The organism is Caballeronia grimmiae (assembly GCF_000698555.1).
GTDB classification, from domain to species: domain Bacteria; phylum Pseudomonadota; class Gammaproteobacteria; order Burkholderiales; family Burkholderiaceae; genus Caballeronia; species Caballeronia grimmiae.
In genome coordinates this window covers 26198-52048 of record NZ_JFHE01000010.1, presented here as the reverse complement: position 1 = coordinate 52048, position 25851 = coordinate 26198, and the positions used below count along the sequence as shown (strand labels likewise).

Sequence of the window (25851 nt, the reverse complement as noted above, 5' to 3'; positions counted from 1 at the left end):
CAAAGTAAGGGATGCCCCCGCTCCCTCTGCCTTGACTTTGCGCGCAATCGGGAATGACGCGATGCATTCCCGACGCCTAACCCGCCTTCCGAAATGAAAACGATCGGCGGGCTATTCCGTACAATGATAGGAATCGAGACGGCCTTTCAAAGTCGCCTTGCCAACATAGCGGCATAAACGACGATTGAATCGTTGATGAAGCGACCCGTTTTTTCTGGTTGATTCGTGCAACACCGATACGCAGGCGCGTACTTGCAAGCGCGTATGTGCGCTTGCCAACGCGCCACGCAGCGAAGCAGAAGCGCAATTGTCGCAGGCAAATGCAAAGCTCGGATTGAGCAGGACGGAAGTGGCGTACGCAACGCGGCCAAGGCCCGTCGCAGTTACGCGGCGATGCTTACCGTCGCAGGTTGCTCGTCGGCTGTGCGGGCGTGCGCGTAGACACGCGCCCGCTCACTCGCCACGAGGGCCTTCTTGCGGGCGAGTGTCTGTGGTTGATATTTGGGATCGCCCATCGTCTGAACGTATTCGCTGTGACGATAACGAAGATAACGCTGGAAAAACTCTGTGCCGGGTAGTCCGCTATCGAGCGCGAGAAGCACGCCATAATCAATATCACGCAAATCACCTAGCGTTTGCACGGCGGTTTCAAGTGCGGCATACCTTTGTACCAGTGGCACGCCCTTGTCACATAATGAATGAAAACGCTGATAGGTCAGCAATTGCCGATGAGACGCACAGCGTCGCAATGCTTTCGCAAGCCGTTGGCTCAGTTCCGTTTGCACGTTTCCTCCGCAAGGTCTCGGATTACAAGCGCAAAGCTTCCTCGCGTCATTCGCCATTCGAACGACGTCACTGTATATGTATGACACCTGCAAGAAGCCAGGAATAACGGCGACCCTGACCGTGCCCGTCGCCTGTGAAAAACCAAGCAAGAGGTCAGGATCAGTGGGCGTGTTGTACACAATGCACGCCAGGCGCATTGCATCGGGGAGCGGTTGTTCCGCGCGAAAGGCGAGGTTCGAAACCGTTTGCGCGCCGCTGTTATGACTACATGCTAGCAAACATACAGCATCAAACCAAGAAATGTTTGCTGTGTGACACTCCCGCAGCTTTCAGGCGTTTGAACAAGCGGAAGTTATTTCCGGCGAGCAACTCTGTCGGATCAGGTGAGCCAGACCGGCGCTGGAAAAAGAAGAGTAACGTGCGGGCGCAGTGCGCTGAAGACGGCTAGACGAAATGGGCGGATATATATTCCGCATCAATGACCGCGCCGCTTAAGCCTGGTTTAAGCGACAGTATCTAAAACTATATGGACGGTTATTTCGATTTCGAATTTGTCCACGCGGATGATCAGACCGGGCAACGCCTTTAGCGCACGCAACGGCGTTTGAGGCGCAGGCGACGATCATCCCCTTTTGGCCCGGCAGTTCTGCCGGGCCTTTTTTATATAGCGTTAAGCACTGACAGCCGTCGACGTGCAGTGCAACTCAATGCCCAAAATAGACAGACTGATTGCTGTCGTTCATCGGGCGCATCGAACGCATGCCGGCTGCCGAGCTTCCGCCGTTGGCGCCGCCGTACTCGCTTTCGTCGCCTCTCATCGCCCCGTTCTGCTGAGAAGCGCGGCGCTCGGCGGCTTGTACATCGTTCGGGTAGGTGGTGCGGTCCGACTGTGCAGGGTTATAGCCCGCGGCTTCCACCTGCCGCAGGTCCTGCTGCACTTGCGCACGCGTTATCGACGAATTGTCCTGAGCGAAACTCATTGCCGGCGCCACCAGAACGGCAGCGGCGGCCACAGCTTTCACGAATGACTTCATGGCGAAGCTCCGGTTTGTAAGGCAGCACGTCTTAAATACGTGCTTGCCCCAAAACTTCAGCATCGCCCGTGCCCAGCCTTAGCGTTTCTCGCGTTCGGCTTCCAGTAGCTTGACGAGCACATGCAGCATGCGATTAGCCGGCGTCGGCACGCCTAGCGCCTCTCCGCGGCGCACGATCAATCCATTCAAGTGATCAATCTCACTGCGTTTGCCGCGCGCCATGTCCTGAGCAGTCGACGAATACTGATTGGGCATCGTCTGTGCGATCCCGCGCACTGCTGCATCCACGTCGCCGGGAATGGTGACGCCATCGGCGTTCGCCACAGCGAGGCATTCGTCGACGATGTCGCGCATCACCCGAGTGACGCCCTCTCCCTGAACCAGGCGTCCATACGGTGTCTGTGCAATCGCCGATAGCGCGTTGTAAGCGCAGTTGAGGACGAGCTTGGCCCAAAGCGCGCCGCGCACATTATCGGAGATTTCAGTGGGAACCGAGGCGGCCGACAGCGTGCGAGCTACTTCCTCACTCATGCTCGAAGGCTCGATCACGAGTTCACCCCTGCCGTGATGCCGGACATGCCCCGGCCCCGCCAGTTCCGTCGCTACATAAACGACGGCCGCGGCGACTTCCTGCGGCAACAGTTCACGCAAGCGTTCCGCGTTCTCGACGCCGTTTTGCAGCGACACCACGAGCGTGCGTTCATTCAGATACGGTTTGAGCGCAAGCGCCGCGCTGTCGGTATCCGTCGACTTCACGCAAAACAGCACGACATCCGCGCCTTCTGCAGCCGAAGGTTCGGTGCTTGCGGACAGACGTACGTGCTCGTCGAATGACTTGGTGTCGAGCCTCAGACCATCCCGTTGAATGGCCTCTACATGTTGCCGCCGTGCGATCAGCACGACATCGTGACCCGCGCGGGCCAGCATGCCGCCGTAATAGCAGCCCACCGCGCCCGCACCCATTACCGCAAATTTCATAGCCTGTTCCTCGTAGCTTTGTGACTGCATCGGCGGCATCAACAATCGATGCCTTCATCCATGCGACGAGAAAATAACATAACGTTTGCCTCGGCACGTGTTGCGACGCCTGTCAGGCGCAAACGCTTGCGCAACCGACGATGCCCTTGCTTTGTGGGCGGACGCACGATAGTCAGTCGAATTCGCCGTGAACCATATTGTTAAACCGTAGCGCGGGACGATACGCTTGCTTCAGCGGATCGACGGGTGGTTTCCAACAATGGCCGACCGCTATGGGGCATGTGCTGCGCCGGTCCGATATTGGCAACGATTGTCGAACGGCGATCGCGGCACTGGAGACCAACTCTCGACGCACCGAGGCGTCACATCAGGAAAAACAAAATGCGGCGCGGCCTGTCGACGGGCAACGCGCAGCCGAAGCGTGGGCGTTTTCACGAGAACAAAAAATGAACCATGGATATGAAGCATCGCTCGTCAAGCGCGTGGTCAATCAGCTTGTCGCGAGCATCGTCAACGGAGAATACAAAGACAATGTCCTGCCCCCACAAGTAATCCTCTCGAAGAAGCATGGCGTGTCCCGCACCATCATGCGCGAAGCATTGAGCGTCCTCATCTCGCGACGCATGCTCGATGTACGACCCAAGACAGGCACACGAATCAGGCCGGCAAGCGAGTGGCTGATCATCGATGCCGAAGTCGCCGAATGGCGCCTGCGCGCCCTGCCCGAGCCCGACTGCATGCGCCGGCTCATTCACTTCCGTTCACTTGTCGATCCTCCCGCCGCCGAACTTGCCGCGACGCGTGCGAACCGGCATCAGCGCATCGGCATCAATGCAGCTTTTCAGCGGCTCGTGCACGCCTCGCCGTCCGAGGACTTGCAGTCGCAGGCAGAGGATGCATTGCTGACGACCATCATCGATGCAAGCGGCGATGAAATCTTGCGGCAGATGGGAAGCGTCGTACGCGTGGGCCTCAGGGCGATGAAAGCGTCCTTGCGCGTGCAGCCGCATGCCCTTGCGCGCGTCTCCGAATCGCAACTGAGCGACTATGGCCGCGTCGTGCGTGCAATCGATACAGCCGATGGCGGCGGCGCTCGTCTTGCGATGTGGCAAGTGCTCGGGCGTGCGTCGATGTGGGTGGAAGAACCGGTTTGAGCGCGTCGAGCGCGCCAAGTGAAATCAATGACTACAATGTTCGAGTGTCCTGACTGGCCGTAACGCGCTTTGCAACGCAATGACGGAGGCAACGATGGCGGAACTCGACAAGGAAGAGGTCGTTGGCGTATTGAACCGGATTCTCGAATCCGAACTCGCTGGCGTCGTGCGCTATACGCATTATTCGTTTCTCGTGTTCGGCTTCGGCCGCATTCCGATCGTGTCATGGCTGCGCGCGCAGGCGGACGAATCGCTGATGCATGCGCATCAGGCGGGCGAATGGATCACGACGCTAGGCGCTTATCCGTCGCTGGAAATCGGCCCGCTTCTCGACAATCACACGTTTGACATCGCGACGATTTTGCGCGAATCACTGCAAGCGGAAAACGTTGCGCTCGACCTGTATCGCCAATTGCTTAAACTCGTCGAGGATCGTTCGGTGGCGCTGGAGGAGTACGCGCGACAGATGATTCAGACCGAAGAAATGCATGCCGGCGAGGTCGACAAGATGCTGCGCCGCCCCGGCGAAGTCGAAACGTCGCCCGAGAGACGAAACGGGCATGTGTAAAAGAAAGCGCGCAGCCCTTGGACGGACAGCGCGCTCTCAGAAACACAACGAGCTTACTTGGGCTGCGCCACCGTGCGGAGATAAGGCTTGAGCGTCTTGAAGCCTTCCGGATACTTCTTCTTTGCGTCTTCGTCGGATACGGACGTCGGAATGATCACGTCTTCGCCCGGCTTCCAGTTCACGGGCGTCGCCACCGTATGCTTCGCGTTCAGTTGCAGCGCATCGAGCAGGCGCAGCACTTCGTCGAAATTGCGGCCGGCGCTCATCGGATAAGTGAAGGTCGCCTTGATCTTCTTGTCCGGGCCGATGATGAACACCGCGCGAATGGTCGCATTGTCGACAGCGGTACGCGGGCCGCCGCCGCTCGCGTTCGGATGGATCATGTCGTAAAGCTTGGCCACGTTAAGGTCCGCATCGCCGATCATCGGATAGTTCACGGCTGCGCCCTGCGTTTCCTCGATGTCCTTCGCCCACTTCGAATGGTTATCCACGGGATCGATGGACAGCCCGATGACCTTCGTATTGCGCTTGTCGAACTCCGGCTTCAGCTTCGCCATGTAACCGAGTTCCGTGGTGCAGACGGGCGTGAAGTCCTTGGGATGCGAGAAAAGAATCGCCCATTGGTCGCCGATCCATTCATGAAACCGGATCTGGCCTTGCGTGGTCTCTGCGGTGAAATCGGGGGCTTCGTCACCAATACGGATGGACATATTTGATCTCCACGTTGAAATGTAATCGGAGAGCGTTCCGCGCCGTTGCGAAACGGATTCCGGCTGTGAGAGCGCAACAGACAAGCCGATTATAGTGCGCCGCGACCGCCCGGCGGACCGGCTTGCGAATTCCCCCGCTGGCGAGAGGGTCAGGGGCATAAGAAATGCTGGCGCGAACGGGCGTTCAGCGCAGACGCCTCGTGCAAACTCGTATTCCTCGGGGAAATCTGCTATCACGGAACAGCGTTTATCTCGACAGCCAGCGGCTGTCACCCAGGAGGCGATCGTGACCGTCATGCGAAAGAAATCCGTTGCTGCGCTGCAAAGCGAGGCGGCAGAAACCGATGAGGTGCTCCAGGAAACGCATGGCGGACATGCACTGAAACGTTCGCTGTCTTCGCTCGATGTCACCTTGCTCGGCATCGGGTGCATCATCGGCGCGGGGATTTTCGTGCTGACGGGTCATGCGGCGGCGACGAATGCGGGCCCCGCGATCAGTATTTCGTTCGTGCTCGGCGCAATCGTATGCGCGCTCGCCGGGCTCTGCTACGCGGAGATGGCATCGACGGTGCCGGTGTCCGGCAGTGCCTATACCTATGCGTATGCCACGATGGGCGAACTGATCGCCTGGCTCATCGGCTGGGATCTGATACTCGAATATGCCGTTGGCGCAACGACGGTCGCGATCGGCTGGTCGGGCTACGTGGTGAGCTTTCTACATTCTTTGCATATCGATATACCCCCGCAATTGTCTCAGGCCCCCTTCGCTTACGAACCGGGCAAGGGATGGAGTCATGCGGGCGCAATTCTCAACGTGCCAGCAATGGTGATCGTCGGGCTCATCACGATGTTGCTAGTCATAGGCATTCGCGAATCGGCGCGCGTCAACAGCATCATCGTAGTGATCAAAGTGCTGATCGTGCTCGCGTTCATCGCGGCGGGCATCGGTTATGTCGATACGAGTCACTGGGTGACGGCCAGCAATCCGACTGGCGCATTCATTCCACCGAATACGGGCGAATCCGGTGTGTTCGGCCTGAGCGGCGTCTTGCGCGGCGCGGCGGTGGTTTTCTTCGCGTACATCGGTTTCGATTCCGTGTCTTGCGTGGCGCAGGAAACACGCAATCCAAGGCGCGACATGCCTATCGGCCTGCTTGGTTCGCTTACGATCTGCACGATCCTGTATGTGCTCGTCTCATACGTGCTGACCGGCATCGTGTCCTACGACAAGCTGAACGTCGCCGACCCCATCGCCGTCGGCGTCGATGCAATCGGCATGCGCTGGCTTTCGCCCATCGTGAAGCTCGGCGCCATTTTCGGCCTGACTTCGGTGATTCTCGTACTGCTGCTCAGCCAGCCGCGCATCTTTTATTCGATGGCGAGAGACGGCTTGCTCCCGCCGTTTGCATCGAAAATTCATCCGCGTTTTCATACGCCGTACATCACCACGGTCGTGACCGGACTCATCGTGATGGTTCTGGCGGGCTTGCTGCCGATCGGTCTCGTCGGCGAACTCGTCAGCATCGGCACGCTGTTCGCATTTGCGGTCGTCTGCATCGGCGTGCTTGTCCTGCGCATCACACAGCCGGAACTCAAGCGCGCATTCAAGACGCCTGCCGTATTCATCGTCGCTCCGCTCGGCGCGCTTTCATCGGTCTTTCTGATGACGGGACTGCCTGCCGATACGTGGATACGTCTCATCATATGGATGGCCATCGGCATCGTCATTTACTTCGTCTACGGCATCCGCCACAGCAGGCTGCGCGACGCGCGACAGACGCCGCCGGGCCACACTGCGAGAAACTGACGATAGATAGCCTCAGCCGGAGCGTCGCGTGCTGTGCTCGCGCGCTTCTTGCGCGCTTTCATAGATGTACGGCGCGACGCCCCGTTGCTTGAGCGCATCGCCGAGTTTCATGCGCAGAAAACTGCTGGTGGTATAGCGTGTAACGCCGTCGTATAGGCCGCTGACGAGTCCCGTGACCATTTCCGAATAGGCATCGAGCATCTCGGGGCGAATCGAAAAGTTGTCGTAGTTGACGATGACATGCGGCTTCGTGTTCACGTCCGCGAGTTGCTTCTCCACTTCGCGGCGTATGTCTTCCACGTCTTGCAGTGTGGCGACCTCGTGCCCTTCGAAGTTGATGAAGAATAGATTCTTCTCCGCGTCATAACTGAAGCGTTCGGCCAGGCCGAGGCCGAGCAGCACGTCGCGCAGGCCCATCGGCGTATCGTGGAAAATGCGCTCGTTCATCAGGCGCGGCGCCGACTTGATCACGGGCCTGAAGCCCATTTGCGCGACGATATCCCGCTCGATATCGATGCCCGGCGCGACTTCGGTCAGCACGAGCCCTTCTTCAGTCAGTTCGAACACACAGCGTTCGGTGACATACAGCACCGTCTGCCCGCGCTCGACAGCATAGCGGCCGCTAAAGGTGCGATGCTCGACGGCATCGACGAACTTGCGGCAATCGCCGTCGCGACGAATGTTCAGCTTGCCGGCGTCGATCGCTATATCGAGCTTGCCCGCGTTGAACGTGCCGACGAATACGACTTTTTTCGCGGACTGACTGATATTGATAAAACCGCCGGCGCCCGCGAGTTTGGGCCCGAACTTACTGACGTTCAGATTGCCTTCGCGGTCCGCTTGCGCAAGCCCGAGAAAAGCAATGTCGAGGCCGCCGCCATCGTAGAAGTCGAACTGATACGGCTGATCGATGATGGCCTGCGTATTCGTCGCCGCACCGAAATTGAGTCCGCCCGCGGGAATGCCGCCGATCACGCCGGGCTCGGTCGTCATCGTGAACAGGTCGATCACCTGTTCCTCGTTCGCCACACTCGCAATTCCTTCTGGCATGCCGATGCCGAGATTCACGACGCTATTCGCCATCAATTCAAACGCGGCGCGGCGTGCTATGACCTTGCGTTCATTGAGCGGCATCGGCTGCACGGAACTCGCGGCGACACGCAATTCACTGGAAAACGCCGCACTGTATTGTTCGCCGAACGTCTGCCAGTGATTCTCCGGACGCGCGACAACGACGCAATCGACCATCACGCCGGGAACCTTCACTTGTCTTGCACTGAGTGTGTTGGATTCCGCAAGCCGTTCCACTTGCGCGATGACGATGCCGCCTGAATTGCGCGCGGCCATCGCGATGGAAAGTGCTTCGAGCGTAAGCGCCTCCTTCTCCATCGTGACGTTTCCGTTGAGGTCGGCAGTCGTGCCTCTCACGATCGCGACATCGATTGGGAAAGCCTTGTAATACAGATATTCGACGCCGTCGATCTGCATGAGCCGAACGATATCCTCGGTCGTGCGCGCATTGAGTTTGCCGCCGCCATTGCGCGGATCGACGAACGTGCCGAGGCCCACGCTCGATAGCTGTCCGGGCCGATGCGCGGCGATATCGCGAAAGAGTTGAGAAATGACGCCCTGAGGCAGGTTATACGCCTCGATGCGGTTCTCCATCGCGAGCTTTTGCAAGCCCGGCACGAGTCCCCAATGTCCGCCAACGACTCGCTTGACCAGTCCTTCATGCGCGAAGTGGTTCAGCCCTTTGCTGCGGCCATCGCCCTGCCCTGCGGCATAAACGATCGTGAGATTTTCGACTGGCTCGTGTGGATCGGATGACGCCTTGTCTTTGCTTTCGAGGAACCGTGCTTCGAGCGCAATGGCCACTTCTTCAGCGAAGCCGACACCGACGAAGCCGCTCGTCGCGATGGTGTCGCCTGAACGAATCAACCGGACGGCCTCACTCGCGGAAACGATCTTGCCGCGTTCCACGAGGCGCGCCGACGATGGAAACGGATGACGAGGCGTGGCGGTCATGGTGTCTCCTTTATTCGATGCTCGTGATGGTCACGCTCACGATGCTTCGCATCACGGTATCACCAAATTGCAATCAATGACTCGCGCCGAGATACGCCGCCTTGACCGAAGGATCGTTGCGCAACTGCTCCGCTGGCCCATGCGTCGCGACGCGACCGTTTTCGAGCACATAGCCGTAATCGGCGACATTCAGCGCAGCAGCGGCGAACTGTTCGACGAGCAGCATCGTCACGCCGTCCTGCTTGAGGCGCTCGATGATACGAAAGACTTCTTCGACGAGGATCGGCGCAAGACCCATGGATGGCTCATCCAGCAGCACGAGATCGGGATTGAGCATGATGGCGCGCGCCATCGCGAGCATTTGCTGTTCGCCGCCGCTAAGCGTCCCGGCGAGCTGGTGCCGGCGCTCCTTGAGTCGCGGAAACAGCTCGATCGCCCGTTCGAGATCGGCAGCGACGTCGCCTTTGGGACGCGCCCACGTCAGGCGCGGAAATGCGCCCAGCAGCAGATTGTCCGTGACGGACATCGTCGCGAATACGCGTCGTCCTTCGGGCGAATGCGCCAAACCCAGACGCGCGATCTTGTGAGAATCCAGTGCGTCGATACGTTTTGCCGCAGTGCCGACGCCCATGGTTATCTCGCCGTCAGTCGGCTTGATCATGCCGGAGATCGCGCGCATGGTCGTCGTCTTTCCCGCGCCGTTCGAGCCGATCAGCGTGACGACTTTCGCCTTCGGCACGTTGAGCGATATGCCGTGCAGCACTTTGACCTTGCCATAGCCCGCGTGGAGGTTATTGATCGTTAGCATCGGTGATCCTTCTCGTGGCGTTGCTCTGCGATTGCCTGAGCGTATTCATCAAGCCGTTTCCGCGGCCTTGCCGCCCAGATACGCTTCAATCACTTTCTCGTTAGCCTGAATGTCGGCAGGCTTGCCTTCCGCGATCTTTTGCCCGAAGTCGAGCACCGACACGGTATCGCACACGCTCATCACCACATCCATATGATGCTCGATCAGCACCAGCGTAATGCCATGATTGCGCACCTTGCGAATGATCGCAACGAGCTCGCGAATATCCGGCGCAGTGAGTCCGGCGGCAGGCTCATCGAGCAGAAGCAATTGCGGATCGAGCGCGAGTGCCCGCGCGATTTCGAGCAGACGCTGCTTGCCATAAGGAAGATTGCGCGCCTCTTCGCCCGCGACGTGCTCCAGCCCCACGAAACGCAGCATGTTGAATGCGCGCTCGCGTGCGGCCTGCTCTTCCCGCCGATAACGCGGGCTCATTGCACCGACATCCGCGAAATTCGAGCGAAACGTATGATGCAGACCCACGAGCACGTTCTCGAGTGCGGTCATCTCGCCGAATAGCTGCACGTTCTGGAAAGTGCGCGCGATCCCCGACAGCGCGATCTTCGATGAAGTACGGCCGCCCAGCGACTCGCCCTGATATTCGATGACGCCCGAGGTCGGCACATAGATGCCCGTCAGGACGTTCATCATCGTGCTCTTGCCCGATCCGTTCGGTCCGATCAGGCCGTGAATCGTGCCGCGTTTTACCGTCAGGCTGACGTTGTTCAGCGCTTTGAGGCCGCTGAACTGCATCAGTACGCCGCGCACATCGAGAATGGCATCCGCGCCTTCGCGTGCGACGGCGGCGACTGCATCGTCTTCGCGTGTATCGCTTGCAAGGGCGTCGGTATCGACCTTGGTGACGCGCACGCGCCCGAGGTGCAGCGTCTTTCGCACGAAGCCGACGATGCCGTCCTGCAAGTAATAGACGACGAGCAGAATCATCAGGCCGAAGATCGTGAGACGCCAGTCGGTCAGCGCATCGATCCAGAACGAGAATGCGGCAAGGCCCGCAGTTCCGATCACCGGGATCGCCACGCGTTGCGGCGTCGTTGTCTTGCGTGCCAGCGCAAGCGCGGCTCCTGCAACGACGAGCACGGCAAGTGCGGTAGCGACGATCCGAAAGTTCGCTATGTCGTCGAGCAGCTTGGGCAACAACACGATGACCGTCGAACCGATGATCGCGCCCGTGCGAGTCTTGCGGCCGCCCATGATGATCGCGAGCAAGAAGAGAATCGTCAGCTCGAAGTTATAGGTATTGGGCGAAATGTATTGCTCGGAATAGGAATAGAGACAGCCAGCCAGTCCGGCAAAGCCCGCACTAATCACGAACGCATACACCTTGTAGCGATAAACCGACACGCCCATGCAATCCGACGCGATGGGGCTATCGCGCAAGGCTTCGAAAGCACGCCCGAGATGCGACTTCAACACGCGATGCACTACGATCAGCGATGCCACCAATAGCGCGGCAACAAGCCAGTAATACTCGACTTCATCGAGCTTGTGACCCGCCAGCGTAGGCTTGGGAATCTTGAGTCCCATCGGGCCGTTCGTCAGGAAGTCCATCTCGTTGATGAGAATCTGGATGATCGTGCCGAACGCGAGCGTGACCATCGCGAGATAAGGACCGGACACGCGCAGCGCGGGCAACGCGAGTATGGCGCCGAATGCGGCAGTCACGGCGATCGCGAGCGGCGCGGTCACATAGAACGGCATGCCGAGCTTCGCAAACAGAACCCCCGCCGTATAAGCGCCGACGCCAAAGAGGCCCGCGTGACCGAGCGATACCTGACCGGTGTAACCCACCACGATATCGAGCCCGAACAACAGGATCGCGTAAATCATGATGGTTTCGACGAGATGGATGTAATACGGATTTCCCGACACGACCGGGAACGTCGCAAGCGCCGCGAGGCCGATCAGGGCCGCAATCCAGTTCTTTGCTTTGTTCATGGCCGCCTCAGACTTTCTTGATCGCTGTCTTGCCGAACAGACCCGCAGGCTTGACCGCAAGCACGATCAAAAGCAGCACGAGGCCGGGCACATCCTTGTAGCCGGTGGAGATATAAAAGCCCGTTGTCGTCTCCGCGATGCCGAGAATCATGCCGCCGACGATGATGCCCATGCCGCTCGACAAGCCGCCGATGATCGCCACCGCGAAAGCCTTGAGGCCGAGCACCGCGCCCATCGTCGCGCCTGTCAGCGTAAGCGGCGCAATGAGGACGCCCGCGAACGCCGCCGTCAGCGACGACAACGCATACGAGAACGTGATGACGAGTCCCGTATTGATGCCCATGAGTGCCGCGGCATCGCGATCGTTCGCGGTTGCCACGACGGCCTTGCCGAAGATCGTTTTGCGATTGAAGAATTCCACTGCCAGCATCATCACGAGCGCACCCGCCACGACAAGCAGTTCCATCGGCAATACATTCGCGCCGAACACGTGAAGCGGCGATTCGGGCAGCGGTGAAGGAAAGCGCAGATCGTCACGCCCCCACACGTTTTCCGCGACGTTCTTGAAGATGATGCCAAGCGCAATCGTCGACATGATCCAGCCGAATTCCGACTTGATCTTGATCGCCGGCCGCACGCCGATTCGCTCGACCAACGAGCCTTGCAGAAGCCCGAACAGGCACACGAGCGGAATCATCAGCCAGTAGTTGACGCCTGCCGATACGAGCGTCAGGCCCACGAGTGCGCCGAGCATGAGCGCATCGCCCTGACCGAAGTTCAGCGTGCCGGACGTCGCGAAAGTGAGCTGATAGCCGAATGCGATCACCGCGTAGATCATGCCAAGCGCGATGCCGCTGTAAATGAGCTGAAGAAGAATCATCGTCTGGACGCCTTTGGATCGGAACACCAAGCGCATGCGTCAAGCCGCGCCCGCCATCTGCGGCGGGCGCGGCTCTTACCCTCGGAATGGAACTCGTGCCTCAGTTCGAAGCGGTCGTCGTCTGCTTGGTGCGCAGCGTGCTGCCGCCTTTCTTGTCCGCGTCGTATGCGTAGACGACCCGCCCGGCCTTCACTTCGCCGATCACAGGCACGTTCGGGCTGATCGCTTCGTGGTCTGCCTTGGTAAAGGGCTTGTCGTAGGACATCACCACGCCGTCCACCTTGGTGCTCAGGTTTTCGAGCGCTTCCTTCACCTTCGGGCCATCGGTGGAACCGGCTTGCTTGATGGCCGCTGCAAGCAGATAAACCGAGTCATAGCCTTGCGCCGCCGACACCGGCGAATCGATGCGATCGTTCTTCGGCTTGAATTCCTTCAGATACGCTTCGATAAAGGCTTTACGCTTCGGCGTATTCGCGTCCTGAATGAAGGTCTGCGGCATGCGCGCGCCTTCGCCATTCGCGCCGGCGTTGTCGATATAGTTCGCCATGGAAAGCGTCCAGCTGCCGATCAAAGGCACTTTCCAGCCGAGCTTCGCCATGCCGTTCGCAATCTGCGCAAGCTCGGGCCCGATGCCATAAGTAAGGACGGCTTCCGCGCCCGCCGCCTTTGCCTTGAGCAATTGAGCGGTCATGTCGACGTCCTTGATATTGAATTTCTCGACTGCCACAGGCTTGATGCCCTTCGACGAGAGCGCCTTTTCAAGGTCTTCGCGGCCAAGCTGGCCGTAGTTCGTCGAATCGGCGAGAATCGCGACCTTCTTGAAGCCGCGCTTGGTGATGGCTTCCTCGACGATCATCGGCGCCTGAATGCGGTCGGCTGCGGCGTTGCGGAAGACATAGTTGTCGGGCTGATCGTCGAACTGTTTGGTGACGACCGAACCCGTCGCGACATTGTTGAAGACGGGAATCTTCGCTTCCTGGAAGAAGCGTTGGGAGGCGAGCGCGACGCCGGTATTGATATAACCGACCACGGCTACGACCTTCTCCTTGTTGATCAGCTCTTGCGCGATCTGCACGCCGCGTTCGTTCTTGGCTTCGTCATCGCGTTCGACGAGCACGATCTGCCGCCCGAGCACGCCGCCCGACTTGTTGATTTCCGCAGTCGCGAGCCGCACGCCGTCGCGCATGCTGACGCCCATCGACGACGAGCCTCCCGTGAACGGGCCGTCGACGCCGATCTTGATCGGATCAGCCGCATAGGCCGACGAAAAAACGCCGAACGCGAGCATGCCCGCGATGAGCTTCATCTGCATTCCCATTTCTGTCTCCGTCGCTTGAACCGCTTTGTGAAAGCCTGACCGCCCGATTCTTTTAGCTGTCGCTCTAATTAGGCGCTTGGTGACCGAGTTTAGAAAAATGTAAGGATCAGACCATATTCGGACATACCCGAACGGCACGAGCGTTAGCGCACATCGGGACGCAAAACGGCGGCATCCCGAAGCGGCCGCTTCGGGATGCAAAGGAACAGAGAAGGTACGATGCACTGTTTTAGCGCGGCGTGCCCTGCTCGACGGCGTGCGTGAACTGGCGCAAGACCGAGGCGGAAGCGTCAGTCACGGCCCAGAACGTCATGCCGTCGCGATTCCAGCGGGCAAGCGCATAGCCATCGTCGGACTGAGTGACGACGATCTGTCCATCCTTAAGCGGCGGCTTCTCAGGAAACACATAAACGTCGATGGGATGCTTCAGGTATCGATAAACAACGACGGCGACCGGCCGATGCCCGACGTAATCGAGCCGTCCGCCAACGAGCGCGAAGCCGGGTCCAGCCGGATCGACTACAGGCGGCGCATAGTCGATGCGGCCGTTGAACCACGGCTTGACCGTGTGCTTGTCGCTCGACAATACATCGATGGGCCGATCCGACATCAACGCGCGCACGTGGCTCGACACGATCTCCTGCGCGAGCGGTGCATCGCTTGCAGGACGCGGCGCGGTCTGGAACCACAGCATCGCGCCCAGCACCATCGCGGAGAGTGTCGCGCCCGTGAATGCGCCGCCGAAGAACGGCCCCGGTAAAGCAAGCCCCAGACGCCAGGGACGGCGACCTTGCTCAGGCTTTTGCGAGCGCTGACTTTCCTCGCGCACGCGCGCCAGCACTTGCGCGCGCAAATGCACCGGCGCGTGCTGATAAAGCGAGCCATCGTTGAGCCTCGTATCGAGCGAAGCGGCTTCGTTATTGTCCATTGCCCGACTCCTCGGAATGACCCGGCCCCGACTTGCGCACGAGCCTGACGCTCGGTCTGTCGCATTGCGCCGCGCGCACGGCCCCGGCCAGCATCTTGCGGCCTCGCGCAAGCCGCGACATCACCGTTCCTATCGGCACGCCCGTGATGGCGGCGACTTCCTTGTAACTCATGTCTTCCAGTTCACGCAGCACCAGCACCTCGCGAAAGGCGAGCGGCAACGCCTCCAGTGCGCGATGCACGAGGTGGACTTCGTCCTTACGCACTGCAAGCGTCTCGGGGTTCACGCCGGCTTCATCGGACCAGCCAGGCAAGGTTTCATCCCCGGCGATGTCTTCATCGTAGGGCGTCCCATCGGCCATGTGCACGCGCTTGCGCCACTCGGTGAACCAGGTGTTGCGCACGATAGCCAGAAGCCATGCACGCGCATTCGCTTCTTCGCCGCCTTCGAAGCCGCTAAAGAAGCGGAATGCGCGTAAATAGGCTTCCTGGACGACATCATCCGCGTCGCTCGCGCTGCCGGATAGCCAGCGCGCAAGGTTGTATGCGGCGTCGATATGCGGCATCACGGTCGCCTCGAAGCGCGCATGCGGGGACTTCTCTGCTCTCGACCTGCTGGGCCACATCGCGCGGGTCTCCTCAAGGCGGATCAACGCACGCCCGGTGTCGCGCGTGCACATCCTCCTTTACTTGTTGCAGGACCGCTTTATTCCCTTCCCCTGAAGAAATTTTCCAGGAATATCGCGCCGCGTAAGCCGGTTCGATGGACGGATGCCCGCTGCGTCATTCATTCCCTCTTACATCACTCGCAAAGGAACCGTCATGAATACCAAACCCACGGACTTGCCGCCCGCGTCCGAACTGGACGATCACGGCAAGCGCCGGCGCACCGCTCTGTCCTGCATGGCGTGGGCGGGCGCAGGTGTGCTGTGGACGATCAGCGGCGGCGTGCCGCGCTCGAGCCTGATTTCCTCGGCTCATGCCGACGAAAGCGCGCATTCCTTCAGCTTCGTGCAGATCAGCGATAGCCATATCGGATTCAACAAGGACCCGAACACGGAACCGGCGAGCACGCTCGAAGCAGCCATCGGCCAGGTGCGAAAGATGCCTCAGCGCCCCGCTTTCATGATTCATACCGGCGACATTACACATCTCTCGACGCCGTCCCAGTTCGATACTGCGACGCAGATCATCGGCAATGCGGGCATGCCGGTGCATTACGTTCCCGGCGAACATGACGTGCTTGTCGATAACGGCGACCCGTTCTTTGCGCGCTTTTCCGTGCAGTATGGACGCGGCAGTATGCGTCACTGGTACAGCTTCGACGAAGGCGGCGTGCATTTCATCGGCTTGACCAATGTAATTGACCTGAAGGGCGGCGGCCTCGGCTTTTTAGGCGATGAGCAACTCGCATGGCTCAAGCAAGACTTGCAGGGAAGGACGAGCAGTACGCCCATCGTCGTATTCGCGCATATACCGTTATGGGCGCTGTATCCGGCATGGGGCTGGGGCACCGACGACAGCGCACAAGCACTCGCTCTACTGAATCGCTTCGGTTCGGTGACGGTCCTGAATGGACATGTGCATCAGGTCGCGCAGAAAGTAGAAGGCGACATGCGGTTTTATTCGGCGATGTCGACCGCGTTTCCGCAACCCGCGCCGGGCGCAGCAACCGGCCCCGGACCGATGAAAGTCGGCGCGGACCGCTTGCGATCGATGCTCGGCTTGCGCGCCGTGACGCACGTTGCGGGACGCGAGCAGTTGGCTATCGTCGATACCTCGCTGGCGGAGGCAGGAGCATGAACATCACGCTCATTCGACAATGCGCCCGGCAGCTTGCAATCGCACTCGCGATCAAGGGCCTCGTTGGCGCGATGCCATCCGCTTGCGCCGAAGAACCTGCACAGCAAGTGGCCGCCGTGAGCGCGCCCGTCGTGTCCATCGACAATTTCGCGTTCAACAAGGACACGCTGACGGTCCCTGCCGGCACGAAGGTGACATGGACGAATCACGATGACATGCTGCATACGATCGTCGACGAGACAAAATCATTCAAGTCCGATCCGCTCGACAGTGGCGACAGCTTCTCGCATGTATTCGATAAGCCGGGAACCTATAAGTATTTCTGTTCGCTGCATCCGCACATGACAGGAACGATTATCGTGCAATGAACGCGCGACGCCACGGCGCGGTCTGTCAGCTTCGCGCTTTGGCGATCGCATCGAGATTGCCTTCGCCGAAGCCATGATGTCCGCGCCGCTCGACGATTTCGAAGAACATGTCGCCCGGCTCGCGTTCGATGAAGGTCTGCAAGAAGAGTTGCGGCGTGCCGTCGGGAAGAATCTCGCCATCGACCAGAATTCCGCGCGTGCGCAGCTTGTCGATATCGAGGCCATGACCGGGCAGGCGGGCGTCGATCTCATCGTAATAGCGTTGCGGCGGCATCAGGAAGCGCACGCCCCGCGCGCTGAGGGCGTCGACGGAAGCGAAGATATCGGCGGATGCCAGCGCGATGTGCTGCACGCCCTCGCCTTCATGATCGGGCAAATATTGCTGCATCAAGTCCGTGCGATACGTGCCCTTCTCGTAGACCGTAATGCGAATGGAGCCGCATGGCGAGACCGTAACAGCGGAATCCTGCGACACGTGCCAGTCCGGATGCACTTGATGAATTTCGCGGAAATGCAGCACGTCGTCATAGAAATCGAGCCATTCGCGAATGCGGCCAGCGCCGACCGTCTGCGTGAAGTGATCGACTTCGAGCAGGCCCGCGCCCTTGAGATCGGCATTCGCATCGGGAATCGCGCGGAAATCGATGTCGTATATTGATGTTTCGCCGCTATTCTTGCCCGGCCAATGATCGACGAAATAGATATGTGAATCGCCAATGCCTTGAATGGCCGGTATTGCCAGTTCGTTGGGGCCGATCTTCTCGCCTTCGAAATCCCATGCGCCGTAATCGACGGCGCGTTCATGCGCCGTTTGCGCATCCAGCACGCGAATGCCGATGGCCGCGATGCCGACGCCATGCGTCTGGGCGAACCGCGTCGCGAATGAATCCGGCTCGGCGTTCAGCAAAAAATTCATGCTGCCCTGCCGATACAGCGTGACCGCCTTGCTGACGTGCTGCGCAACCGGCGTGAAGCCCAGCCGCTCGAATAATGCGGCGAGCCCTTGCGGATAGGGACTCGAAAACTCTACGAACTCCAGCCCCGCAATGCCGAGCGGATTCTCGCCGATCTGAGATTCGGCGGCCGTGCTGGCGGACGGAGAAAAGTCAGCGGAGTCAGGCTGGGTCATCGGCAATACCTCGAATTGTACGAACTGGTTCACGGATGCGAAAACTACCATGACTGCCGCATCGCGTGCCACCATCGCGTTTGCGTGGCACATCTTTGCAGCTAGAGTAGCGGCAGCGTGTCGTTCGTGTCAAAGCGGGGCCCGCCCGCGCCTCAGGCGGCCAGCCGCGCGGGACTCATCGAGAGACGCCTGACCTGCGGCGGAAATACATTCCAGGTGCCATCTTCGTGGCGGAAAAAGATGATCGCAATGGAGCCGCCCGCATGCCACGCCTCGATGCGAACAAAGCGCATGCCCGTGAGATGCGAACGGCACAGTTGCACGACGCGTGCCGGATGCGCCGGCGATGGTGCGAGCCATTTATCGACGGCCCAGTGAAGCGAATTTTCGGGGGTGTCCATGATGGTCTCCTCACATGGCTAAAGACGTATTCAGTCCGCTATTTGCAAACGCGCTTGCACGGCGGCGCCGTTCGGCCGAAACATAGGCCTTCAGCAGTCCCTTGAGTGCATCGAGCGCGACGCCTGGATGAACGAGGCACGCGCGCACCTGACTGCTGCGGGCTTCACCGAACAGGCACCATGAAACGAAGTGCTCGCAGTTATTGGTCAACAGGCGGTAACGATCCTCGCCGAGCCTGCTGCGCGCGCGCCGCACCGCTTCCATGCCGATAAAACGCGCAGCCGCATGCTGGCGCATCGTCACGCCATAGCCGCCCGCAAACTGCGCGAGCGTCACTTCCTCGATGGGGCCGCGATGCAGTGACTTGGCGAAGCCGGCATAGTGGATAACCATGCCGTTACCCGCATATATTCCGTGATGCTCGTACCCGGAGCGGCGCGTGACGACTTCGGCGCCGAGGGAAAAGCCGTGCTCGGCGGCTGTTTCATCGAACGATCCGGACGTTTCGCTGCTTGACATGACTCGCTCCGCTATGAGTTCTTAGGCTGGCGCTGGGTGTTTGTACGGCGCCTGGTTGCGATGTCATTTGCAGCTTTCTTGCCAGTTTTATAATCCCTTGATTCGATTGAGTTTATTGATTTTTGTCGACTCGGAGTAATGGCGTAGTGTTCGGGTCCAACAAACGGCGTTGGTCCGTTTCTGTTGGGGTTTGGCCATCTGGCGGTAAGCGCCCCGCGTGTCGGTAGGAAACTGACTGCCGGATCGCGAATGTCGGTGCGCGCCCAACGCCATTCGACGTAAGCCCGCGTCGAATGGGCCTCGAGCGCCCGCCACGACGTCGGCATACGACTTGCATTGGCTCACGCGTCCCTCAAAGCGCTTTGCGGAGAATGAATATGAGCGTCCTGTCCGTCACCGATCTCGAATGCAGTCGCGAACTCGACGACGCGGCGATGTCGGCCATCAGTGGCGGCGGCGGCGCGCTGTGGATCTTTGGCTGGATCACGCCGTACATCTCGGGGCGTCAGGAAGGCTTTGGCGGCGTCGTGAATATCTACGACATCACGAACAACTTCACTGCGGACCAGATGATCAATCAGTTCCAGTCGGTCAATGTCCATAATTCCGGCAACGGCGCGAATCTCAATGTCAGTCCGAACGCAGCGTCGGCAAACAGCGCGGGATAGCGCCCATCGCGTTTAGCGCGCGCATTCTGGCGCACAATCGGCGGATTGCGTGCGCGCTTCAGGACCAAGGGAGGTTGTCGTGACCTTCACGGCTGAATTTAGATGGACATCGGCTGCCCGCTCCGATGTCGGATGCGTTCGGCAAATCAACGAAGACGCCCTGCTCGATTCACCCGAGCGCGGTCTGTGGGCCGTCGCCGATGGCATGGGCGGACACGCTGTCGGCGATCTGGCGAGCCGTATGGTCATCGAGAGCCTGTCGGCTATCTCGTCGAATGGCGGGCTTGCCAGTGTCATCGCGGATGCGCGCGAACGTCTCATCGACGTCAACGGCAAGCTGCGCGTGGAGGCCGCCAGACGGCTGGTATCGCGCATCGGCAGCACAGTGGTCGTGCTTGCCGCTCGGAATGGTGCATGCGCTTATCTCTGGGCCGGCGACAGTCGAATCTATCTTTTCCGGAACGGAAAGCTCGTGCAATTGACGCGCGATCATAGCCACGTCGAAGAACTTAAAGCACGCGGGCAGTTGACCGCGGAAGAAGCGCTGCATCATCCGGCGCAGCATTTGATTACACGCGCAGTGGGCGCGCTCGACGTTCTCGATCTGGATGAAAGCACCGTCGCGCTGAACGACGGCGATACCTTTCTCCTGTGCAGCGATGGCTTGTCGAACGAGATCAGCGAAGCGGAAATGGCAAGCGAACTCACTGCGGGCAACTGCGAGCTTGCCGCGCAAAGACTGCTTGAAAAAGCGCTGGAACGCGGCGGGCGAGACAATATCTCACTGGTCGTCGCGCATGCGGAAGACGTGATGGCGATGGACAGGACTCAGGTCAATCCGTCGATCTAGCGTCTCTCGCCTTTTGCGCTGCAAGCCGGAAATCCTTCGAGTGCAGCCCGTGCTTTTTCAGTAGCATCTGCAGGTGCGACCGGTTCATCTCGTAGCGCCGCGCGAGTTCCGCTACCGTGCCGCCCACTTCCTGCAAGCCGCGTTCAAGAAAGGCGCGCTCGGCTTCGTCGCTCGCGACGCGCTTGGCTTCGCTCAGGGAACTCGCTGTAGCAATTCCGTCGCCGCTTGCCGATGCTCCGCCAATGGCGAGTGACAGCGACGACTTCGGCCTGATATCCAGCGGAAGATGCTCGATATCCGCCATTTCGCCGGCCAGACAAGCAAGCCGGTACACCACGTTGCGCAGTTCGCGGATGTTGCCGGGATACTCGTAGTGGCGCAGAAAATCGCGCAGCCGGGGCGACATTTTCACGGGCCGGCGTTTGAGCGTGGCCGCAGCTTCATCGCCGAAATAAGCAAGCAGAAGCGGTATCTCGTCGCGACGCTCACGCAGTGCCGGCAAGGTCACGTGTATCACACTCAGGCGATAGTACAAGTCTTCGCGAAAGCGCCCTTCATCGCAAAAGCGCCGCAAGTTGCGGTTGGTCGCGGCGACGATGCGCGTGTCGACCGCTATCGGCTCGTCGGAACCTACGCGCTGAATCTCATGCGCTTCCAGCACACGCAGTAACTTCACCTGGCCTGACAGCGGAAGCTCCCCAATCTCGTCGAGGAAGATAGTGCCCGTATGTGCGCTTTCGAATTTCCCTTTGCGGTCGTTCGTTGCGCCCGTAAAAGCGCCTCTGCGATGCCCGAACAACTCCGATTCGAGAAGATTGTCCGGAATCGCGCCGCAGTTGACGGAGATATAAGGCTTGTCCGCACGCGAGCCGTTGGCGTGAATGACTTTAGCCATCAGTTCCTTGCCGGTGCCGCTTTCGCCATCGATCAGAACGGGAAGATCCGTCGGCGCAGCTTTCTCCGCAATTTCCAGTGCTTCCAGCAGTTTCGGGTTGTCGCCGAACGTGCCTTCGAAAACGAAGCTGCGTTCGATCAGCGCCTGCCGCCGGGCCGCAGCCGATAGCTCGCGCTTGGGCTCCGAGGCTGCGGCTTGCACGAAGCGCTCCTTGTGCGAAAGCTGCATGACTTCGTCGCGCAATGCGCTCGCCTGACGCAACAGCTTTTCGATTTCCGGACGCTCGAGGCGGGAAGTCCATCGCAGCGTCGAACGCAATATCTCGATCTTCTCGATGATTCCCGCATACGAGATCGCCGATGCGGGCACGCTGTCGCTTTCAGGCTGGTCGAGTATTTTCATGCTGCGCTCAGTTGCTTCTGCACGAGTTGGTAATACATGCCCTTTCTTGCGACGAGTTCGTCATGCTTGCCTTGTTCGACGATGCCGCCTTCATAGAGCACAAGAATCTTGTCGGCGCGCATGATCGTGGAGAGTCGGTGCGCGATGATGACCGCCGTACGTCCCTTCAATATCTCCTGCATGTTTCCGAGGATATTGCTTTCCGATTGCGTGTCGAGTGCGGACGTGGCCTCGTCGAACACCAGCAGACGCGGATCGTGATAAAGCGCGCGTGCGATGCATAGCCGCTGAATCTGTCCGCCCGACAGCCCGACGCCCCGCTCGCCCACCACTTGCTCATAGCCGAGCGGCATGCGCGTGATGAACGCGTGGGCATCGGCCATCTTGGCGACTTCCTCGATGCGTCGGCGGTCCGGCGCTTCGTCGCCGCTCGCGATGTTATCTGCGATGGTTCCTGAGAACAGCAGGTTGCTTTGCATCACGTAACCGATCTGCGCGCGATAGAAACCTTTGTCGATCACGTTGATGTCGTAACCATCCACCGTCATCTTTCCCTCGCCCGGCGCATAGAAGCCGACCAGCAATTTTGCAAGCGTCGTCTTGCCCGATCCGCTTCGGCCCACCACTGCAATCAATTCACCCGGCTTGATATCGAAGCTGATGTTTTCGAGCACATAGGGCGTGTCGCCATCGCCATAACGGAAGTACACGCCGTTGAAGCTGATATTGCCCTGAAGGTCCGGCAACATCACGCGCTGCTGCATTTCAGAAGGTTTCTGCTCCGGCTCGATGTCGAGTACATCTCCGAGTCGCTCCATTGCGACGCCCGCATCGTTGAGCAGGCTCCATAAGCCGATGAGTCCCATGAGCGGCGACAGCACGCTTCCCATGAAAGCGTTGAATGCAATGAGTTGTCCAATAGTCAGTTCGCGTGAGAGCACGAGATTCGCACCGACCCATAACACCGCGATGGTCGTCGCGGCATTCAATAGCTGACTGCACAGCCCCACGACGATATTGAATCGCTGCGACTTGTACTGCACTTCGAGGGACTTGGCGTACTTCTTCTCCCATTTCAGGCGTACCGCCCGTTCAATGCCCATCCCCTTCACCGTTTCGACGCCGCCCAATGCCTCCATCAGATAAGAACGCGCGTCCGTGCTGGAAGAGAACATCTCCCGCGCGTTGTGTTTGATGCGCGGCGTCGCCAGCACCGTCAGCGCCATCAGCGGAATCACGAATGCGATGAGCAAGAGCGTGAGCTTCACGTTGTAGAGAAACATGATCGTGAAGTAGATGAACACCATCAGCAGATTCAGCACCGTCGTGACCGTGGACTCGGTGAGAAACGCGCGGATCGTATGGTTTTCCTGAAAGCGCGCGAATACGTCCCCTGTCTTGCGCTTCGCGAAAAAGCTGAACGGCAGCGAGAACGTATGCTTGAAGAACTGCGACATCATCGAGAAGTCCATGTTTCGCACCATGAAGTTCGCGAGATAGGCGCGTATGGTGGACATGAGTTGAGAGAAAACGTTGGATACGATGAGTCCCGCAATCAGCACATGCAGCAGCCCGACGTTCTGATGCACGATCACGCCGTCGAGAATGTTCTGGATGATGAGCGGCGGAACGACGCCCAGCATCTGAATGACGAACGTCGCAAGAAAAAGGTGCAGCAGTATCTTGCGATAAGGCTTGAGATAACCGACGAAGCGTATCCACGGCGAATTGGACACCGCCTGTTGCACGAGATCCTGCGCTGGCGTGAAGAGCAGACATGTGCCGCTCCAACCACGTTCGAACTCGCCCGCTGTCATCTTTCTGAAGCCGATAGCCGGGTCCGCGACCCAGACGTTCTCGCTCGATATCCCATAGACGATGATGTAGTGATAGCCCTCCCAATGCGCGATGAACGGCAATTCGAAACCACGCAGCGATTCATAGGTGCACTGCATGCCGCGCGTCGTGAATCCGAGTGCTTCGCCGGCGCGCGCAAGGCTGTCGAGCGTCGCGCCTTGTGTCGTCACATTAGCGAGTTCACGCAGCTTGCCGAGCGTCATGCCGACGCCGTAATGCCGGCATATCATCGCGAGGCACGCAGCGCCGCAATCCATTTCTTCGGCCTGCTCGACCCATGCAAAGCGCTTGATGACGCGCTCGCCGAATTCCGGCTTCGACTGAAGATCGAGCATCGCCGGCAGCTTGCGCCGTTCCGCCAGCTTTCTTTGCCGCTGCAATTCACGCTCGATGTACCGGATGCGCTCTTCGAGCACCTCGCGCAGTTTGACATTGCGCTCGATGATGAAATGCACGGTCTTTTCAGGTATGACGAGCAGGCGCGTATCGACGCTCGCAATGGCCGACGCCATCTGCTCCTGACGCATCACGCAAGCCTTCTCGCCAAAGATCTCGCCGGGGCCGAGCGTCGCGATCACATGTTGCTGGCCGCCTTCATCGCGCACGAGGCGCACTTCTCCTTGCCGCACAACGTAAAGGCGTCTGTCGTCGCGCGTGTCCTGCTTGAAGATCTCTTTGCCTTCGCCGATGCGCTTGACGCCGACGCTGCGCACGCACTCTTCGAGTTCCGCCTTGTTCAGCTTGCCGCGCAAATCGAATAGCTTCGCGACGAAACCTCCGGCCGAAGCAATGGCGACGTAGCTGGTGACAAACGCAAGCGCGGCGGGATTCCTCGCGATGACCGGCTCGATGACCTTGCGCGGAATGAACAGCAACTCTGTCTTGCCGGAGGAACGCACCGACGACTCATGCCGATACTCGCGCAACATGGCGATATCCGCGAACGTCTCGCGCTCCTTCTTGACCCCCATGCTGATTTCCTTGCCGTGCTCCTCCGTGAAGATGCGCACGGAGCCGGCCCTGACGATGAACAGGCCATCGGCCGGATCGCCCGCATTACATACGGTCTCGCCGAAAGCATAGCGGCGCGACTCTGCGTGCGCGGCGAGTTGCTCCGTTTCCTCGCGCGAGAACGGAGAGAGTATCTCGACTGCCGCAAGAAACTCGGCCGTCGAATCGAAGGTGGAAGGGGCGTCCATCGGCGTGGCGGCGCTTTAGCGCGCTTCGATCACGTGCTCTTGCGCACGCGCAAGCAGCCATTCTTCGCGCAACAGCCGGCGTATTTCGGCGGTAACGTCTTCGTCGAGCGTCGCGGGATAGGTGGCCGTCACCGCGAAGATTTCATAGGCGGAGCCATCGGCGGATACGAACGGGCCAAGAAGATCGCCGGGCGCGGCGTTGAAGACTTTGGCTTCGATATCCGGCTTGAGTTGCCCACGCATGACACGTCCAATGACACCGCCACTCTCGCGCGTATCGGCCAACGAATGCTCGCGCGCCATGTCTGCGAAGCTATCGGGGTCGTCGCTGAGATACGAGATCATTTCTTTGGCGCTTCCCTCTGTGTCGAGGACGATATGACTGACTTCGATGCTGTCGAACTTCGGCGAATTCAGTTGAAAATACTCTTCGATGGCCGGCTGCGTGCCGACGTTCTCCAGCATCTTTTCCTGATAGAGCGTGTCTGTGATGAAGACTTCGAATTCGTCGAGACTTACATTCAGCGCATCGAGATAGTTATTCATATCCGCCGCGCGATGCAGCCCGCGTATGCGCCGGAACTGATCGGCACGCGTCTGAATCTCATCGGCCGTCAGTTCGATCCGTGCTTTCTTGGCCGCACGTACCGTGAGCTTGTCGCGTACCAGTTGCTCGATGAGGCCGTCGAACTGACCATTGAGTTTGAGAAGCCGAATGAATTCGCCCACATCGACCACTTCATCATCGATACGCACAATTGCCGTCATA

The 25851-nt window shown here is 59.4% G+C and carries 24 protein-coding genes; 7 read left to right on the top strand and 17 right to left on the bottom strand.

What is annotated here, in order from left to right; genetic code table 11:
• Positions 1 to 383 precede the first annotated feature (383 nt).
• The 3 genes from BG57_RS13145 to BG57_RS13135 form a co-directional block, all read right to left on the bottom strand.
• Entirely contained in the window at positions 384 to 785 is a 402-nt protein-coding gene (locus tag BG57_RS13145) for a hypothetical protein (protein WP_035963972.1), read from the bottom strand.
• A gap of 705 nt (positions 786 to 1490) precedes the next feature.
• On the bottom strand, positions 1491 to 1820 hold the full coding sequence (locus BG57_RS13140; RefSeq protein WP_035963703.1) for a DUF4148 domain-containing protein: 330 nt from the start codon (positions 1818 to 1820) through the stop codon (positions 1491 to 1493).
• A gap of 78 nt (positions 1821 to 1898) precedes the next feature.
• Positions 1899 to 2798, bottom strand: coding sequence for a ketopantoate reductase family protein (locus BG57_RS13135; protein WP_035963966.1), 900 nt, complete (start codon positions 2796 to 2798; stop codon positions 1899 to 1901).
• 446 nt (positions 2799 to 3244) lie between these two features.
• Between BG57_RS13135 and BG57_RS13130 the strand changes: the two genes are divergently transcribed.
• Positions 3245 to 3952 (top strand): FadR/GntR family transcriptional regulator, encoded by a 708-nt coding sequence (locus BG57_RS13130; protein WP_035963701.1) that lies wholly within the window; start codon positions 3245 to 3247, stop codon positions 3950 to 3952.
• 94 nt (positions 3953 to 4046) lie between these two features.
• Positions 4047 to 4520 (top strand): ferritin-like domain-containing protein, encoded by a 474-nt coding sequence (locus BG57_RS13125; RefSeq protein WP_035963699.1) that lies wholly within the window; start codon positions 4047 to 4049, stop codon positions 4518 to 4520.
• Between the two features lie 53 nt (positions 4521 to 4573).
• Here BG57_RS13125 and BG57_RS13120 read toward each other — a convergent pair whose 3' ends face one another.
• Positions 4574 to 5230 carry a peroxiredoxin gene (locus BG57_RS13120; RefSeq protein WP_035963697.1) on the bottom strand — a complete coding sequence of 219 codons (657 nt, stop codon included), beginning with the start codon at positions 5228 to 5230 and terminating at the stop codon, positions 4574 to 4576.
• A 295-nt stretch (positions 5231 to 5525) separates the two neighbouring features.
• Here BG57_RS13120 and BG57_RS13115 point away from each other — a divergent pair, with 295 nt between their 5' ends.
• Positions 5526 to 7037 carry an amino acid permease gene (locus tag BG57_RS13115; RefSeq protein WP_035963695.1) on the top strand — a complete coding sequence of 504 codons (1512 nt, stop codon included), beginning with the start codon at positions 5526 to 5528 and terminating at the stop codon, positions 7035 to 7037.
• A gap of 12 nt (positions 7038 to 7049) precedes the next feature.
• On the opposite strand, the gene BG57_RS13110 is transcribed toward BG57_RS13115, so the two are convergent.
• From BG57_RS13110 to BG57_RS13080, 7 genes are all read right to left on the bottom strand, one after another.
• On the bottom strand, positions 7050 to 9062 hold the full coding sequence (locus BG57_RS13110; RefSeq protein WP_035963693.1) for an acyl CoA:acetate/3-ketoacid CoA transferase: 2013 nt from the start codon (positions 9060 to 9062) through the stop codon (positions 7050 to 7052).
• 73 nt (positions 9063 to 9135) lie between these two features.
• The gene (locus BG57_RS13105; RefSeq protein ID WP_035963692.1) at positions 9136 to 9870 is read right to left on the bottom strand and encodes an ABC transporter ATP-binding protein; all 735 of its coding nucleotides are present in this window, start codon (positions 9868 to 9870) and stop codon (positions 9136 to 9138) included.
• A 48-nt stretch (positions 9871 to 9918) separates the two neighbouring features.
• Positions 9919 to 11865, bottom strand: coding sequence for a branched-chain amino acid ABC transporter ATP-binding protein/permease (locus tag BG57_RS13100; protein ID WP_035963690.1), 1947 nt, complete (start codon positions 11863 to 11865; stop codon positions 9919 to 9921).
• Positions 11866 to 11872: 7 nt separating this feature from the next.
• Positions 11873 to 12745 (bottom strand): branched-chain amino acid ABC transporter permease, encoded by an 873-nt coding sequence (locus BG57_RS13095; protein ID WP_035963688.1) that lies wholly within the window; start codon positions 12743 to 12745, stop codon positions 11873 to 11875.
• Between the two features lie 100 nt (positions 12746 to 12845).
• Positions 12846 to 14057, bottom strand: a complete 1212-nt coding sequence (locus BG57_RS13090) for an ABC transporter substrate-binding protein (RefSeq protein ID WP_371875848.1) — start codon at positions 14055 to 14057, stop codon at positions 12846 to 12848.
• Between the two features lie 235 nt (positions 14058 to 14292).
• The gene (locus BG57_RS13085; RefSeq protein ID WP_035963685.1) at positions 14293 to 14991 is read right to left on the bottom strand and encodes an anti-sigma factor family protein; all 699 of its coding nucleotides are present in this window, start codon (positions 14989 to 14991) and stop codon (positions 14293 to 14295) included.
• Positions 14981 to 15616 (bottom strand): RNA polymerase sigma factor, encoded by a 636-nt coding sequence (locus tag BG57_RS13080; RefSeq protein ID WP_035963958.1) that lies wholly within the window; start codon positions 15614 to 15616, stop codon positions 14981 to 14983. The genes BG57_RS13085 and BG57_RS13080 overlap by 11 nt, the downstream gene beginning before the upstream one ends.
• A 196-nt stretch (positions 15617 to 15812) precedes the next feature.
• Here BG57_RS13080 and BG57_RS13075 point away from each other — a divergent pair, with 196 nt between their 5' ends.
• Both BG57_RS13075 and BG57_RS13070 read left to right on the top strand, forming a co-directional pair.
• The gene (locus BG57_RS13075; protein ID WP_052005794.1) at positions 15813 to 16793 is read left to right on the top strand and encodes a metallophosphoesterase family protein; all 981 of its coding nucleotides are present in this window, start codon (positions 15813 to 15815) and stop codon (positions 16791 to 16793) included.
• Positions 16790 to 17161, top strand: a complete 372-nt coding sequence (locus tag BG57_RS13070) for a cupredoxin domain-containing protein (protein ID WP_081850895.1) — start codon at positions 16790 to 16792, stop codon at positions 17159 to 17161. The genes BG57_RS13075 and BG57_RS13070 overlap by 4 nt, the downstream gene beginning before the upstream one ends.
• Before the next feature lie 25 nt (positions 17162 to 17186).
• Here BG57_RS13070 and BG57_RS13065 read toward each other — a convergent pair whose 3' ends face one another.
• The 3 genes from BG57_RS13065 to BG57_RS13055 form a co-directional block, all read right to left on the bottom strand.
• Complete coding sequence (locus tag BG57_RS13065; protein ID WP_035963936.1) at positions 17187 to 18290, bottom strand: 4-hydroxyphenylpyruvate dioxygenase family protein; 1104 nt, start codon at positions 18288 to 18290, stop codon at positions 17187 to 17189.
• Positions 18291 to 18442: 152 nt separating this feature from the next.
• Positions 18443 to 18691, bottom strand: coding sequence for a hypothetical protein (locus tag BG57_RS13060; protein WP_035963682.1), 249 nt, complete (start codon positions 18689 to 18691; stop codon positions 18443 to 18445).
• A gap of 10 nt (positions 18692 to 18701) precedes the next feature.
• The gene (locus BG57_RS13055; protein ID WP_035963680.1) at positions 18702 to 19211 is read right to left on the bottom strand and encodes a lecithin retinol acyltransferase family protein; all 510 of its coding nucleotides are present in this window, start codon (positions 19209 to 19211) and stop codon (positions 18702 to 18704) included.
• A gap of 377 nt (positions 19212 to 19588) precedes the next feature.
• Between BG57_RS13055 and BG57_RS13050 the strand changes: the two genes are divergently transcribed.
• Together BG57_RS13050 and BG57_RS13045 are read left to right on the top strand one after the other, a co-directional pair.
• Complete coding sequence (locus BG57_RS13050) at positions 19589 to 19879, top strand: hypothetical protein (RefSeq protein ID WP_035963678.1); 291 nt, start codon at positions 19589 to 19591, stop codon at positions 19877 to 19879.
• Positions 19880 to 19958: 79 nt separating this feature from the next.
• Positions 19959 to 20729: a PP2C family protein-serine/threonine phosphatase gene (locus BG57_RS13045; RefSeq protein ID WP_035963675.1), complete on the top strand. Its 771-nt coding sequence runs from the start codon at positions 19959 to 19961 to the stop codon at positions 20727 to 20729.
• Here BG57_RS13045 and BG57_RS13040 read toward each other — a convergent pair.
• From BG57_RS13040 to BG57_RS13030, 3 genes are read right to left on the bottom strand one after another with little or no spacing between them, the layout of a single operon-like run.
• Positions 20713 to 22026, bottom strand: a complete 1314-nt coding sequence (locus BG57_RS13040) for a sigma-54 interaction domain-containing protein (RefSeq protein WP_035963673.1) — start codon at positions 22024 to 22026, stop codon at positions 20713 to 20715. The genes BG57_RS13045 and BG57_RS13040 overlap by 17 nt on opposite strands.
• Complete coding sequence (locus BG57_RS13035; protein WP_035963671.1) at positions 22023 to 25082, bottom strand: peptidase domain-containing ABC transporter; 3060 nt, start codon at positions 25080 to 25082, stop codon at positions 22023 to 22025. Before BG57_RS13035 ends, BG57_RS13040 begins: the two co-directional genes overlap by 4 nt.
• A 15-nt stretch (positions 25083 to 25097) precedes the next feature.
• A complete protein-coding gene (locus BG57_RS13030; protein ID WP_035963669.1) occupies positions 25098 to 25850 on the bottom strand; it encodes a peptidylprolyl isomerase in 753 nt (250 codons plus the stop codon).
• Between the last annotated feature and the right edge of the window lies 1 nt (position 25851).